A 14,192-nucleotide genomic window follows, 5' to 3' on the forward strand; every position below is an offset into this window, starting at 1 on the left:
GCGCCGTCCGTCACCGGGGTGCCGACCTTGGTGGTGAGGTCGGTGGTCGCCCACTTGTCGGCGGTGTCCTTGTAGGTGATCTGCAAGTGGCCGTTGGCCGCATTGGCACTGACCACGCCGGTGACACCGTTCTTCATGGTGAAAGCGCTGGGCGCGCCACCGGCGGAGTTCGGGGTGCCGACGACGTTCGTCAGGTCGACCGTCACCCACTGGCCGTTCGCATACCTGGCGGTCCCCTGGAGATGGCCGTCCGTGCTGCGGGAGTAGATCATGAGCGTGCCATCGGAGTCCGTGGTGGCACTCACGGCGCCGTCGGTGGCGGGTGTGCCGGCCTGGTCGGCGAGGTCCGTGGTCGCCCACTGGCCGGCGGTGTCCTTGTAGGTGATCTGCAAGTGGCCGTTGGCGGCATTCGCGCTGGCCACGCCGACGATCCCGTTCTTCTGGGTGAAGGTCGCAGGCACCCCACCCGCCGAAACCGGGGTGCCGACGACGTTCGTCAGGTCAACGGTCGCCCAACTCCCGTTCGGCTGAAGAGCAGTGAGACTCAGATGCCCGCCATCCGTCGAACCACGCGAGTAGATGGCAAGCGTGCCATCGGGGTCCGTCGTTGCACGGACCGCACCTCCAGTGACCGGCGTACCGACCTGGTTGGTGAGGTCGCTGGTCGCCCACTTGTCGGCGGCGTCGCGATACGTGATCTGCAGGTGCCCGTTGGCGGCGTTGGCGCTGGCCACACCGGTGACACCGTTCTTCATCGCGAAGGCACTGGGCGCACCACCCGCCGAAATCGGAGTACCCACGACATTCGTGAGGTCAACGCTCGCCCACTTGTCGGTCGGATACCTGACAGTCCCCTGAAGATGACCATCAACGCTACGGGTGAACGTGTAAGCCGTACCATCAGCACCACTCACCGAACCACCGTCACCCAACGCCGGAACCCACGCCGAACCCGGCGCCGGGTCGTTGACGACGTTCTTGTAGCGCAGCGCCTTGTAGTCGCCGTTCGGGTGCGAGTCGAGGGACGCGGCGTTGATCGAGACGCCGGTCCGGTGCTTCACCGGTGTGCTGCCGAAGGAGTAGTACGAGAAGGTGGTGTGGGCGGCGTCGTCCCACTTCTCGAAGAGGATGACGTGGTCGTAGTACGAGTTCAGGATGTCGCCCGGCATCAGGTCGCTGCGGCTGATCTGGTAGGTGAAGCTGTCCGCGAGGCCCTGCGTGTTGGCGCTGGTGCCGAGGTGCCAGGCCATCGAGACGTAGCCCGAGCAGTCCGTGCGGTAGCCGCGGCCGGAGGAGTCCGGGTACGAGCCGCCCTGGTCGTAGTTGATGTTCTTGCCGTACCAGAACTGGGCGCGGGCGAGGATCTCCGAGCGGGTGATCTGGCCGCCGACCGAGGAGGTCGTCGCCGCGTACGAACTCCCGGCGGTGACGGCCGTGACGACCACGGCACCGGAGGCGGCGATGGCGGCGGCGAGCGTGACGCGCAGCAGCTTGGACGTCTTCGAAGGCATGACGGTGCTCCAGCGGGGAGAGAGGGGTGGGATCGGCCGTGCATGGTGCTCGGCACACACACACCGGGCCGTGACGGCTGCCCTCCAGGAGCAGCGGTCGGTGACACCTGGTCCGGTGTGCTGCCCCGGGCGGGTGCTCCCTGGCGGCGGTCACCAGTCTCACCACAGGTCAGGAGCCTCGAAAGGGCCTTCGGCTGGCCTGAATCGGCCCAGGCCCGTTCCGGCCAGCCCGGAGGTTCCGGCGCTCTCCCTCGCCGGACTCGACCCCGCCGGCGGCCCCACCTCGACAGCGCCGGCGCCGCCGCTGGCGCCAACGCCCAGAACGCCTCCGGAGCCCGCGGGGCGACGGCTACGTCCTGATCACCTGGCGACCAGTTCTGCACCAACGGCTCTGTCCCGCCATCGCTGGTGGCGAGGCGGGACAGGTACCGGTGGCAGTCATACGCCCCTGCCCCGGCCTTGCCCCTGCGGCTACGGGGGGTTGCCGAGGTTGCCGGGGAAGGACGTCGGGACCGTGGCTCAGCCGAGCGTCAACGACTTGGCGTGGGTCCGCCAGGCCTCGTCCACCGAGACGGTCTCACCCTTGTAGCTGGGGCTCTCGTAGCCGGTGGCCTGGAATCCGGTGAACAGGTTGAACCAGCAGTTGGCGTACGGGCGCACCGAGTAGACGTGGTCCTGGAGCGGGGCGGGGATGTCGAAGGAGTAGTCGGCGGCGTTCCCGTTGTAGCACGCGTGCGGGCCGGTGAAGGTCACCGATTGGCCCCCGAAGAAGAAGTCCTGGTAGATCGTCCCCAGGACCACCAGGTCGGAGAGGCCGGCCGGGCTGTTCAGCTCCTTGGCGAACGCGCTGTCGCGGGCGGCCTCGGCGGCGGTCGGCGGAGCGTCGGCGACCCGCCCGCCGGTGGCATGGCTGATGGCCTCCCGGTAGGTGCCGAAGCACTGCGCCTGGCCGCCCTGCGCGTTCACCACGCAGTGTCGGGTCGAGTCTGCGGCCGTCGTGGGTCGAGCGACGGCCGTGGCCGCGCCGGACAGGGACAGTGCGATCGCCGTCGCCGCGAGGACGGCTCCGATGCGCTTGAGGGAGCGTGCCATGGTTGATCAACTCCTGGGTCGAATACCGGCGCCTTTCGGCCGGTGCACGGCAACCCTCTCAATCGGCTGCACGATTCTGGCATGATCTGATCACTGCTTTGTCGTGACGCGCGCTGCCGCGTGCCGGCACGTGACAGCTCAGGTGACACACCCGGGCGCGGGGTGACGCTTCGTCAACACCGGTGCCTCCCAAGGGGGGTGCCTCGGTATCGCCGGTGGGGGGACATGGAGTTCAGGATCCTGGGGTCCCTGGAGGTGTGCGCCGGGGCCGCTCCCGTACGGTTGGGCGGGCGCCGTCAGCGGAGTCTGCTGGCGATGCTCGTGGCGCACTCGAACCGGACCGTCCCGGTCGCCCGACTGGTCGACACGGTCTGGGACCAGGACCCTCCGGCCACGGCGGACCGCCAGATCCGCAACATGGTCGGCCTGCTGCGCCGCATGCTCGGCACGGGGGCGGCCTCCCCCATCGTGACCGACGGCGCGGGCTACCGGCTGGTGGCGGACGACGCCCGGGTGGACCACCGCCTGTTCGCCTCCCGGGTCGCGGCGGCAGTGGACCTGGACGCGGCGCAGGCCGTCCCCCGGTTGCGCGAAGCCCTGGAGCTGTGGCGCGGCCCCGCGCTGGACGGGTTGCCCGGCCTGGTCTTCGCCGCTCTCGCGGCCGGCCTGGAGGAGCAGCGGATGGCCGTGCTGGAGCGGCTCTACGAACTGGAGCTGGAGGCGGGGCGGCACCGCGAGGTCGCCGCGGAACTGACCGGTCTGGTCGCCGATTTCCCGCTCCGTGACCGCCTGGTGCGGCAGCTGCTGACTGCCCTGCACCGCTCGGGCCGACACGGCGACGGGCTGGAGGCCTACCGGCGCCATGCCTCCCGACTCTCCGAGGACCTCGGGCTGGACCCGACACCTGAGGCCCAGGCCCTCCAACGGGCCCTCCTCCTCCCCTGTCCGGCACCGACACCCTCACCGGCGCCCACCGCCCGTCCGACACCGACCGCCCGTCCGGACCGGACCGCCCCGACCACCGGCGTCGCCCCTGCGGCGGCGCCGGCGGACCCGCGACCCGAGCAACTCCCTTCCGACCTCTCCGTGTTCGTCGGCCGCGCCCCCGAACTGCTCGTACTGGACCGGGTGCTGGCCACCGGGGAGCCCGGCGCCCGCCCAACGGCGGCACCGTGCGCCGTGATCACGGGTGCCGCCGGAGTCGGGAAGTCCGTGCTGGCGCTGCACTGGGCCCACCTCACGCGGGAGCGGTTCCCCGACGGACGGCTCTTCGCGGACCTGCGGGGCTGGTCCGCCGCCGGCCCCCGCTCCCCGCACGGGGTGCTGGCGGCGTTCCTGCGCGCGCTGGGCGTGACGGCCGAGTCCATACCGGCCCAGCTGGACGAGGCGTCCGCGCTCTACCGGTCGCTGCTGGCCGGGCGGCGGATGCTCGTCGTCCTCGACGACGCCGCCGGCCCGGAACACGTCAGGCCACTGCTACCGGGCGGCAGCGGCTGCGCCGTCGTGATCACCAGCCGGGACCGTCTCACCGGACTCGTCGCCCGCGAGGGCGCCCACCGGGTCGCGCTCGACGGCTTCACCCCCACCGAGGGGCAGGCGCTGCTCGCCCGCATCCTGGGCGCCGACACCGCCGACACCGCCGACACCGCCGAGGCGCAGCGGCAGGCCGGCGCCCGGCTGCTCGACGCCTGCGGGCACCTCCCGCTGGCGCTCGGCATCGCCGCGGCCCAGCTACGCGATCGGCCGCAGCGTGATCTCGTCGCCTTCGCCGACGAGTTGGCCTCCTCCACCGACCGCCTGGGCGCCCTGGAGGCCGACGGTGACGACCGCTCCTCCCTGCGATCGGCCTTCGGCCTCTCCTACCAGGCGCTCGACCCCGCCGCCCGACGCCTGTTCCGCCGGCTCGGCCTGTTCCCGGGGGTGGACATCAGCGCCCCCGTCGCCGCGACCCTGTCCGCGTACGCCGTCGACGAGTGCGACCGGCTCCTCGGCCGCCTGACCACCGCCCACCTGCTCGCCGAGCCCTCACGGGGCCGCTACCGCTTCCACGACCTGCTGAAGCTCTTCGCGGCCGAGCTGGGCGCCCGCGAGGAGAGCCCGGAGGAACAGCGGGAACTACACGGGCGCTGGCACGCGTGGTGCCTGCACCACGCGCACGCCGCTGCCCGGGTGCTGACCCCCGGGCGGCGGCGGGTCCCCCTCGGCCCGCCGCCCGAGGGCCTGCGGGTGGCCGACCTCACCGGCCCCGAACAGGCCACCCGGTGGTGCGACGACCAGCGGGCGAACCTGCTCGCCACCGTCCGCCACGCTCACGAACGCGGGGACGACGAAACGGCCTGGAAACTGCCCGCGCTGCTGTGGAGCTACCTCCACCGCGCTTCGCCGCAGACCGAAGGGGTGGCCCTGGGCCGGACGGCCGTAGCCGCCGCCCGCCGCCTGGGCGACCTGAGCGCCCAGGCACACGGCCTCAACGACCTGGGCCATGTCTGGGGCGCCCTGGGCGAACTCACCCTGTCCCGGCGGACATTCCAGCGGGCCAGGGGCCTCGCCCACAGCGCCGGCGACCGGTGCGCCGAAGGCCGGGCCCTGGCCAACCTCGGCGCTTACCACTACTTCACGGGCCGCTACGCCGACGCCGGGGAGTACTACGAGCAGGCCCTCGACCTGCTGACGGCCGACGGCCCGGAGACCGACGACTGGACGGCCGACCTCTGCCGTACCAGCCTGGCCCCGACCTACCTGCTCCTGGGCCGCTACCAGGAAGCATCGGACCACGCGAGCCGCGTGCTCGCCCGGCCCAGGGCCCAGCGCAACGGGCCGATGGACTGCTCTCTGCTCAACACCCTGGCGGCGGCGCAGCACGCCCTCGGGCGGCCGGAGGAGGCGGTCGGCCATTACGAACGGTCCCTCGCCGTGAGCAGCCGCCTGACAGGCTATCCCGCCCAGCGGGCCCACGCCTTGGCGGGACTGGCCGCCGCCCACCGGGCACTGGGGCGCGAACAGCGCTCCCGTCAGGCCTGGGACGCCGCGCACGAGATCTACGCGGAGCTGCCGGCGCACCAGCTGACCTCGAACCTGCCGATCCTGGCCGCACTGGGTTTCACTCCGCCCGCCACGACCGACCGGCGGCGCTAAGCTTCCGGCCGGCTGTCACGTGTCGGAACGACGTCGGATCCATGCCGTGGCCAGCACTCCCAGAACCACCAGCAAACCGCCGACCGCGATCCCGACGTGCTCCGCGCTCAGCAGACGGCTGTGCCTGCCCTCGGCCGCAGCAGAGCGCGGAGGAGGGGGGATGGTGGCCCCGGAGCTGGGGGTTTCCGACGCAGACTGGCCGTCCTGAGGACGGTCCGTCGCCTGGGGTGACGGGGAGCCGGACGGGTCGCTCCCGTCGGCAGCTCCACCCCCGTACAGAAGAGCGCCGTCACCACGGTCGCCCTCACCGCGCTCACCGCCGTCGTGCTTGTCGATGCAGTGGGTGGCCGGGAAGGAGAAGACCCGTTCGTGGCGGTCGAACGCCTTCACCACGAAGAGCGGGTGCTCCCTGAAGAAGTCACGGATCTTCCACTCGTACTGGTTACTGGTCTGGGTGGGATAGTTCACGTCCAAATACGTTGAAGGAGCGAAGTTGTCCCATGGTGCTGCCGGCGACGAGGGCGGGGATGACGTGGACCCCTGGAGAACGAGAGCCTCCGGCCCGTGCCGGCCGTTCTTCAGGATGATTCGGAAGCTCTGGTCGATGAGGATGACACGGCGGGCACTGTGGCAGTCACGCGGGGGATTGTGGTCGTGGTGTCCTCCCTCCCCCACGCCGTCCCCGTCCTGAATCCACAGGGAGCCGAACGCATGCCGTGCGGACGCCTGCGCGGCGACGTCTGCCGACGGGGACGCGAGGGCGATGGCCGCGCCCGCCAGCGAGGCTGCGACCCGGGGACGGCGATTCATCCAACGACCTCCATGGGTGGCGAACACGCTGGACCGCCCGCTGGGCGACGCGTCCGAGTCTCAGGAGAAGTTAAGAGGAGTCGACTCGTCACATCGTGAGCCTCCCTGGGGAGCCCTCCTTTTGTCACTCAGCCGCAGCAGTCGGTTGACGACCTGGTCAAGCGCTGGGTCGGGCGGGCTCACGGAGTGCGGGCGGGGTGGGGTGGCAGGGGGAGGCGGAGGAGGAAGCGGGCGCCGGCGGGGGAATCGGCGAGGGTGAGGGTGCCGTGGTGGCGGGTTGCCAGGTCGCGGGCGATGGCGAGGCCGAGTCCGGCGCCGCCGGTGTCGCGGGTGCGGGCCTCGTCGAGGCGGGTGAAGGGGGCGAAGACGCGCTCGCGGTCGGGGGCGGGGATGCCAGGGCCGTCGTCCAGGACTTCGAGGACGGCCCAGTGGCCGTCGGGGCCGGGGTCCTCGGTGAGGGTGACGGTGACGTGGTCGGCGGCGTGGCGCAGCGCGTTCTCCAGCAGGTTGCGGAGCAGGCGGTGGAGTTGGGCGGCGTTGCCGGGGACTTCCAGCGGGCGGTCGGCGTGGACGGTGATCCGGCTGGTGCCGTGCGGGAGTTCGGCGGCGACGTCGCGGGCGAGGTCGGTGAGTTCGACCCGGGTGTGGTGGGCCGGTGCGGCGACGGGTGGGCGGGCGAGCAGGAGCAGGTCGTCGGCGAGGTGCTGGAGGCGGACGGTGTCGGCGCGGGCGGCGCGGACGACGGTGGGCCAGTCGGTGCGGTCGGGGTGGGTGAGGGCGACCTCCAGGGAGGTGCGCAGTCCGGCGAGGGGACTGCGCAGTTCGTGGGAGGCGTCGGCGACGAAGCGGCGCTGGGCGGTGACGGCGTGGTCGAGCTTCTGGAGGGTCTGGTTGGTGGTGGTGGCGAGGTGGGCGATCTCGTCGGCGGTGGGCGGGACGGGGACTCGCCGGTCGAGGTGCTGGGCGGTGATGGAGGCCATCTGGGCGCGGATCGCCTCGACCCGGCGCATCGCCCGGGCGGTGACCGCCCAGGCGATGGCGGCCACCAGCAGGACGGCGAAGGGCCCGGCGACCAGCAGCAGCCGTTGGACGGACTCCTGGACGCGTTCGGCGTCCCAGGGCGGTACGAGCAGGTAGGCGGTGACGGTGCGCTCGCCCCGGTCGGGTTCGCCGAAGCCGGACAGCAGGGCGCGGCCGTCGATGCCGCCGGCGCTCTGCCCGTACAGGGGGAGGGTGCGGTGGGCCAGACGGTTCGCGGTGCCGGTGCCGGTGGCGGGGACGGGGACGGGGGCGTCGAGTGTGAGGGTGCGGGAGACCTGCCCGCCTTCGGGCAGCGGCGTGAGCTGGGCGGCGACCTGGGCACGGAAGGGTTCGAGGTCGGGGCTGACCTCCAGGAGCCGGCCGGAGTCCAGGACGAGGGCGTAGACGCGGTCGCCGAGCAGCAGGCCGCTCGCCGGGACGTGGCCGGTGCGCATGTCCGCGACCGCCACGTCGAGGCGGGCCTGTGCGGCGACCTTCGCGTCGTTCAACTGGGAGTCGTAGAGGCTGTGGCTGAGCCAGAACGCGCCCGTGGTGAAGGCGGCGGCAGCGGCCAGGCCGGCCGCTGCGGCGGAACGGGCCCGCAGCGAGCGCAGTGAGTGCAGTGAGCGCAGCAGCCGGGGCGGCCGCGGCGGCCTAGCCACGGGAGTCCAGCCGGTAGCCGGTACCGCGCACGGTGAGGATGGAGTTCCGGCCGAACGGGACGTCGATCTTGCGGCGCAGCGCGCTGACGTACACCTCGACGATGTTCGGGTCGCCCTCGTAGCCGCTCTCCCAGACCTGGTCGAGGATGGTGGTTTTGGCGACGACCTCGCCGGGGCGTTCGGCCAGGCACTCCAGGACGGCGTACTCGCGGGGTGTGAGGGCGATCGGGGTGCCGGCGCGGCGGCAGGAGCGGTCGGCGGGGTCGAGGAGCAGGTCGCCGACGGTCAGCGCGGGCGGGCGTTCGGCGCCGCCGCGGCGGACCAGGGCCCGCAGCCGGGCGACCAGGACCGGGTAGGAGAAGGGCTTGGCGAGGTAGTCGTCGGCGCCGGTGTCCAGGGCCTCGATCTCGTCGTACTCGCCGTCCTTGGCGGTGAGCATCAGGATCGGGGTGGTGACGCCTTCCTGGCGCAGTTGGGCGCAGACCCGGTAGCCGTTGAGGCCGGGGAGCATGACGTCCAGCAGGATCGCCCGGTAGTCGCCGGTGCGCGCGTACCAGAGGCCGGAGCGGCCGTCGTGGACGACGTCCACGGTGTAGCCCTCCGCTTCGAGCCCGTCCCGGAGGGCGTCGGCCATCCGGGTCTCGTCCTCCACCACCAGTACGCGCATGCGTCTCAGCATGTCACGGGGGGTGTCGCGGTTCCTGAAGGTGCTTTCAGGCTCTTTCAGCGGATCTTCAGAGGGCGGGTCGGACGCTTCGGGGGTCGCCCCACGTCCGCCCTACCGCGAGGTGAGCCCCGTGACTCTGACCCTGACCCGCGCACCCCGCGCACCCCGCGCCACGGTCGAACCCCAGCTCCAGTCCCAGCCCCAGGCCCGGCCGGGCCGGACCGCCCTGCTGCCCTGGGCGCTCGCCGCCGTGCTGTTCGCCGCCTACGGCGCGCTGTCCGTCTCCCGCCATCTGCACCTGCGCACATCCGGCTTCGACCTGGGAATCTTCGAGCAGGCCGTCCGCGGCTACGCCGAGGGCCGCGCGCCGGTCTCCGAGCTGAAGGGGCCGGGGTTCCACCTGCTCGGGGACCACTTCCACCCGATTCTGGCCACCCTCGCACCGTTCTACCGGGCGTTCCCCTCCCCGCTGACCCTGCTGGTCGCCCAGGCGGCGCTGCTCGCCGTGTCCGCCGTCCCGGTGACCAGGGTGGCGGCGCGGGCGGCCGGTCCGTGGGCGGGCGCGGGCATCGGCGTCGGGTACGGGCTGTCGGTCGGCCTGCAGCAGGCGGTGGCCTTCGACTTCCACGAAATCGCCTTCGCCGTACCGCTGTTGGCCTTCGCCCTGGAGCGGCTGACGCTGCGGAGGTGGCGCGCGGCCGCGTGGTGCGCGCTGCCGTTGCTGCTCGTGAAGGAGGACCAGGCGGCGACGGTCGTGGCCGTCGGCTGCTACCTGTTCTGGCACGGCCGCCGCCGACTCGGCGTGGCCGTCGTCGCGCTCGCCGCCGCCACCGTGGCGCTGGTGGTGCTGGTCGTCATCCCGGCCCTCAATCCCGACGGCGTCTACACCTACCTCTCCAACGTGGACGGTCCGTCCGGCGACCCCGTGACCAGGCTGCTCCTGCCCGCCCAGAAGTGGGGGACCGTCGCCGTGCTGCTGGCCCCCACCGCGTTCCTGGCCCTGCGTTCGCCACTGATCCTGCTCGCGGTCCCCACCCTGGCCTGGCGGTTCTGGTCCACCAACCCCGCCTACTGGGGGACGGGCTTCCACTACGGCGCCGTCCTGATGCCGATCATCTTCGTCGCCTTCGCCGACGCCCTGGCCCGGCTCCGCGCGCGGCACGGCCTGCGGCGGTGGACGGCCTGCGGCCTCGTGGCCGTCGGGCTCGCGGTGACGGCCGCCGCTCTGCCCTTCCGCCCCCTCGCCGAGCTGGCCCGGCCCGCCACCTGGCAGCGCGACGCGACGGCCGACGCCGTGCGCGGGGTGCTGCGGGTGATCCCGGACGGTGCGCAGGTGGCGGCCGCCAACGGCATCGCGCCCCAACTCACCGACCGCACCCGGGTTTTCCTGTTCCCGCACTACCCCGGAGGCCCCGGCGCGAAGCCCGACTGGGTCGCGGCCCCCGACCACCCGCGGGACGGCCTCTTCCCCGCCGGCCAGGAGGCCGAAGCCCTTCGTGCCCTCCCCGCCGCCGGCTACCGTCCCGTCGCGAGCGCCGGCGGCGTCACCGTCTACCACCTCGGCACGCGGGCATGACGGCCTCCTGCGGGAGCGTCGGCCACCGGGGCGCGGGCAAGGGACACGTGCGCTGCGGCAGGCACCAGGTAGCCGGCCCCGGCCACCCGGGCCGGCTCCAGGCCGCCGGTGGCGTAGTCGTTGTGCACGTGGGTCTCGGCACCGACCTGGCCGCTCAGGTCGTCGGTGCGGCGCGGTCTCCCGGCCCGGTGTCAGACGGTGAGGTGCTTGGCGCCGGGGTCGGTGGCGGCCTCGGGGGTGGTGCCGTGCTGCTCCTCGTCGGGGCGGGCCTCCCTGGGCAGGAGGAAGGTGATGGCGAGGAACGCCACCAGCAGGCATGCCTGGACGATCAGCGCGTGGTGGAAGCCGGTGGTGAAGTCGCCGGCTTTGACCTGGTCGAAGAAGACCGAGCCGAAGACGGCGACGCCGATGGAGCCGCCGACCGCCTGGACCGCGGTCAGGACTCCGGATGCGGAGCCGATCTCGTGGTCGTCGACGGCGGCGAGGATGAAGCTGAACAGAGCGGCGATCACCATGCCGGCGCCGATGCCCGCCACGACGGTGCCGGGAACGACGTCCCAGATGGAGAAGGTGGAGGTGTCGAGGCCGTCGAGTTCGAACCACAGCGCGGCCGCACCGGCGAGCTGGACCAGCGGTCCGATCTGGAGCACGCCACGGCCGATCCTGTTCACGAGGAAGGCGCCGCTGACGGCGCCGCCGATCGCGGTGCCCACCGCGAGGGGCAGGTTGCCCAGTCCCGCCTCACCTGCGGTGAAGTGCCTGCCGATCTGGAGGTAGAGGGTCAGGACGAGCTGGGTGCCGATCATCCCGCCGAAGAACAGGGCGATGCCGCCGAGCCCGACGGTGAAGGCGGGCTTGCGGAGCAGGGCGGGGGTCACCAGCGGTTCGCGGCCCGCGGCGGCCGTTCGGCGCTGCTGAAGGGCGAACAGGGCGAAGCCGATCACGGAGGCGGCCATGCTCAGCCAGGTCCACAGCGGCCAGCCGTCCTCCTGTCCCTGGTTCAGCGGCAGCACGAGCAGGGCGCACGAGGCCACGATCAGGGCCGCGCCGGTGATGTCGACCCGAACCGTGCGGCTGCCCGCCCTGTCGGGGACGAACTTCGCGGCGACGATCAGGGCCGCGAGTCCGATGGGCAGGTTGATCAGGAACACCGATCGCCAGCCGAGGCGGAAGAAGTCGCCCTCGATGAGGAAGCCGCCCAGGACCGGGCCGATGATGCCGCCCAGACCGAGGACGGGCCCGAAGATCGCGAAGACCTTGGTGAGCTCGGGGCCGGAGAAGTTCTCCCGCAGCAGGCCCAGGCCCTGGGGCAGCAGCAGCGCCCCGGCGGTGCCCTGCAGCAGCCGGAAGGCGATCAACGACTCGATGTTCGGCGCGAGCGCGCACAGCAGCGAGCTCACGGTGAAGGCGGCCAGACCGATCAGGAACATCCGGCGCCGGCCGTACCGGTCGCCGAGGCGGCCGCCGAGGACCAGGCCGGCGCCCAGGGTGAGGGCGTAGCCGCCGATGACCCATTGCAGTCCGACGGGGCCGGAGCCGAGGGATTCCTCCAGGTCCGGGCCGGCGACGTTGACGATCGAAGCGTCCAGGAGGTCCATGATCTCGGCCGTGATCATGACCGCCAGGATCAGCCACCGCCATCGGTAGGGCTCGGTGGTGGTGCCGAGGGTGGGGGCAGGGGCGGACACGAGCAGATACCTCCATGGTGAAGTAATTTCACAGTGAAGGTAAAATGATGGAGATAGGTTGTCAACCTGGAATGCCGATGTGACCGCGCGGCGGACGACAAGGGTGGAGGGTCCCGTGGAAGAGGCCAAGCGCGACAAGGTCGCGGAACAGCGCGACATGGTCGCGGAACAGCGCGAGCGGCTGACGGAAGCGCTGAGGATCTACGGCACCCACTACACGGAGCTCGGCCGCCGCTTCGCCGCCTGGCTCGGCCTGCACTCCACCGACGCCATCGCGCTGCTCCAGATCACCGCCGCCGAGGAGCGCGGAACCCCCCTGTCACCGGCACGGCTCAGCGAGCGGATCTCCCTGTCCACGGGAGCGACCACCGCACTCCTGAACCGCCTCGAAGCCGCGGGACACATCACCCGCGCCCGTGAACACACCGACCGGCGCATCGTCACTCTGCGCGGCGGCGGGCACATCCGGGAACGGGCGGAGGAGTTCTTCGACCCGGTCGCCCACCGCCTCGACGCCGCGATGTCGAACTACCCGCCCCGGCTCCTGGAGCAGTTCGAAGCGTTCATGGCCGACCTGAACACCGCCTTGGACACCCACCTCGGGGAACAGGACTCGAAGGCGCCGCACTCCCCCGGCACGTCCGCCCCCGGTCGGGAATGATCCGGACGCTCAGCAGCAGGTGAGCGGTGCCGCGACGGCCCGGGCCGTCGGAGCCTCGGCGTCGGCGATCCGGCCGCGCAGCATCGCGTCCATGACCGCCATGTACCGCTGCGTCCGGGGGCCGCCGAGGAGGAAGGGGTTCGCGGCGCCGGGCGGCTGGTGGCGCAGTTGTTCGGCGCGTTCGAGGCCGTGGTCGTTCGGGTGGTTGGAGAGCTCGACCTCCACGTTCGCCCGGCGCATGACACCCCGGAAGGCCTGGACGGACGCGAGGAAGGTACGCAGCTCCTCCACCGTCGAGGGCGGGTTGAGGCCGCCCCACAGCATCGCGCTGTGGTGCCTGCGGCCGGCCCGGACGGGGATGACCGGCGAGACGGTGCCGGGGGTGTGGCCCGGGGTGTGGTGCAGCTCGATCGTCGTGCCGCCAAGCGTGAGCTGGTCGCCGTCCGCGATGTCGAGGTCCCGGGCGGGGGCGTCGGCCGGGCGGGTGCGGGCGAGGAGGTCCCAGTCGGCCGGGGACATGTGCACGCGGGCACCGTAGCGGTCGGCGAGGGTTTGCGCGCCGCCGAAGTGGTCCGGGTGGCCGTGGGTGAGGACGACGTGCTTGATCGCCGCCGGATCGGCTCCGACCGCGCGCAGCCCGGGGACGATGATGCCGTCGGCGTCGGCCGGGGAGGTGAGTGCGTCGATCAGCACGATGCCGTCGTCCGTCAGCACCGCCATCGCGGAGACCCAACCCGCGCTCAGGAGCACGAGGTTGTCGAACAGCTTGACGGGCGCAGGCGCGGGCAGTTGGGGAAGGTCGGAGCCGGGGGTCAGCGCCGTCACCAGGGCGCGCAGCACGGGGTCGTCGCCGGCGAGGCGGCGGGCGCGGTCGTAGTGCGGGCGGGAGGCGGACGGCGTACTCGCGTCGGTGGACGCCGGGGTCGAGGCGGAGGCCGGGGCCGAGGCGGAGGCCGGGGCCGAGGCGGCGATCGGCGCGGCTCCGGCGGCGATACCCAGGACGGCGAGCTGGGCGAAGCGGCGTCTGGTGAAGTCGGCGTCCGTGGCGGTCCGGCGGGTGGGGTGGATCACGGCGGTCGGGGCTCCTGGTGGTCGGCGCTCTTGGCGGTCAGGGCTCTTGGTGGTCGGGGGTGTTTCTGCTCGGGGGTGTTCAGCCGAGGGCGCCGACGACGGTCTTCGTGGCCTGGGCGATCAGCGCGTCGTCGGAGGTGGCGTCGGCCTTGCCGCGGTCGGACAGGACGACGATCACGACCGGGCTCCGGCCGCCGGAGGGCCATGCGACGGCGGCGTCGTTGCGGGTGCCATAGCCGCCGTTGCCGGTCTTGTCGCCGACCTTCCAGTCGGTGGGCACGCCCGCGCTCGTACTGCCG

Annotated in this window: 11 protein-coding genes; 3 read left to right on the top strand and 8 right to left on the bottom strand. The window is 72.4% G+C overall.

The window, feature by feature from the left end:
• Positions 1-1,511, bottom strand: a 1,511-nt coding sequence (locus tag ACFV61_RS29265) for a hypothetical protein (RefSeq protein ID WP_380494833.1), incomplete at its 3' end; no start/stop codon positions are given.
• A 519-nt stretch (positions 1,512-2,030) separates the two neighbouring features.
• Positions 2,031-2,603, bottom strand: a complete 573-nt coding sequence (locus ACFV61_RS29270; RefSeq protein WP_380494834.1) for a hypothetical protein — start codon at positions 2,601-2,603, stop codon at positions 2,031-2,033.
• Positions 2,604-2,828: 225 nt separating this feature from the next.
• Here ACFV61_RS29270 and ACFV61_RS29275 point away from each other — a divergent pair, with 225 nt between their 5' ends.
• Positions 2,829-5,738: a BTAD domain-containing putative transcriptional regulator gene (locus ACFV61_RS29275; RefSeq protein WP_380494836.1), complete on the top strand. Its 2,910-nt coding sequence runs from the start codon at positions 2,829-2,831 to the stop codon at positions 5,736-5,738.
• Between the two features lie 15 nt (positions 5,739-5,753).
• Here ACFV61_RS29275 and ACFV61_RS29280 read toward each other — a convergent pair whose 3' ends face one another.
• The 3 genes from ACFV61_RS29280 to ACFV61_RS29290 form a co-directional block, all read right to left on the bottom strand.
• Positions 5,754-6,548 carry a hypothetical protein gene (locus ACFV61_RS29280; RefSeq protein WP_380494838.1) on the bottom strand — a complete coding sequence of 265 codons (795 nt, stop codon included), beginning with the start codon at positions 6,546-6,548 and terminating at the stop codon, positions 5,754-5,756.
• 179 nt (positions 6,549-6,727) lie between these two features.
• Complete coding sequence (locus ACFV61_RS29285) at positions 6,728-8,230, bottom strand: ATP-binding protein (RefSeq protein ID WP_380494840.1); 1,503 nt, start codon at positions 8,228-8,230, stop codon at positions 6,728-6,730.
• A complete protein-coding gene (locus ACFV61_RS29290) occupies positions 8,223-8,897 on the bottom strand; it encodes a response regulator transcription factor (RefSeq protein ID WP_380494842.1) in 675 nt (224 codons plus the stop codon). The genes ACFV61_RS29285 and ACFV61_RS29290 overlap by 8 nt, the downstream gene beginning before the upstream one ends.
• 130 nt (positions 8,898-9,027) lie before the next feature.
• Here ACFV61_RS29290 and ACFV61_RS29295 point away from each other — a divergent pair, with 130 nt between their 5' ends.
• Positions 9,028-10,473, top strand: a complete 1,446-nt coding sequence (locus ACFV61_RS29295) for a DUF2079 domain-containing protein (protein ID WP_380494844.1) — start codon at positions 9,028-9,030, stop codon at positions 10,471-10,473.
• A gap of 191 nt (positions 10,474-10,664) precedes the next feature.
• Here ACFV61_RS29295 and ACFV61_RS29300 read toward each other — a convergent pair whose 3' ends face one another.
• Complete coding sequence (locus tag ACFV61_RS29300; RefSeq protein ID WP_380494849.1) at positions 10,665-12,089, bottom strand: MFS transporter; 1,425 nt, start codon at positions 12,087-12,089, stop codon at positions 10,665-10,667.
• Between the two features lie 229 nt (positions 12,090-12,318).
• On the opposite strand from ACFV61_RS29300, the gene ACFV61_RS29305 reads away from it, so the two are divergent.
• Positions 12,319-12,822, top strand: coding sequence for a MarR family winged helix-turn-helix transcriptional regulator (locus ACFV61_RS29305; RefSeq protein ID WP_380494851.1), 504 nt, complete (start codon positions 12,319-12,321; stop codon positions 12,820-12,822).
• Positions 12,823-12,831: 9 nt separating this feature from the next.
• On the opposite strand, the gene ACFV61_RS29310 is transcribed toward ACFV61_RS29305, so the two are convergent.
• Both ACFV61_RS29310 and ACFV61_RS29315 read right to left on the bottom strand, forming a co-directional pair.
• The gene (locus ACFV61_RS29310) at positions 12,832-13,893 is read right to left on the bottom strand and encodes an MBL fold metallo-hydrolase (protein WP_380494845.1); all 1,062 of its coding nucleotides are present in this window, start codon (positions 13,891-13,893) and stop codon (positions 12,832-12,834) included.
• Between the two features lie 79 nt (positions 13,894-13,972).
• On the bottom strand, positions 13,973-14,192 hold a 220-nt coding region (locus tag ACFV61_RS29315), incomplete at its 5' end, for a serine hydrolase (RefSeq protein WP_380494847.1).

This window comes from Kitasatospora sp. NPDC059817, from assembly GCF_042731835.1.
GTDB lineage: Bacteria > Actinomycetota > Actinomycetes > Streptomycetales > Streptomycetaceae > Kitasatospora.

Excerpts from the sequence above, each read along its gene's own strand:
- ACFV61_RS29275 (WP_380494836.1), top strand. The coding sequence starts at position 2,829 with ATGGAGTTCAGGATCCTGGGGTCCCTGGAGGTGTGCGCCGGGGCCGCT.
- ACFV61_RS29280 (WP_380494838.1), bottom strand. The coding sequence starts at position 6,548 with ATGAATCGCCGTCCCCGGGTCGCAGCCTCGCTGGCGGGCGCGGCCATC.
- ACFV61_RS29270 (WP_380494834.1), bottom strand. The coding sequence starts at position 2,603 with ATGGCACGCTCCCTCAAGCGCATCGGAGCCGTCCTCGCGGCGACGGCG.
- ACFV61_RS29300 (WP_380494849.1), bottom strand. The coding sequence starts at position 12,089 with ATGATCACGGCCGAGATCATGGACCTCCTGGACGCTTCGATCGTCAAC.
- ACFV61_RS29305 (WP_380494851.1), top strand. The coding sequence starts at position 12,319 with ATGGTCGCGGAACAGCGCGAGCGGCTGACGGAAGCGCTGAGGATCTAC.
- ACFV61_RS29290 (WP_380494842.1), bottom strand. The coding sequence starts at position 8,897 with ATGCGCGTACTGGTGGTGGAGGACGAGACCCGGATGGCCGACGCCCTC.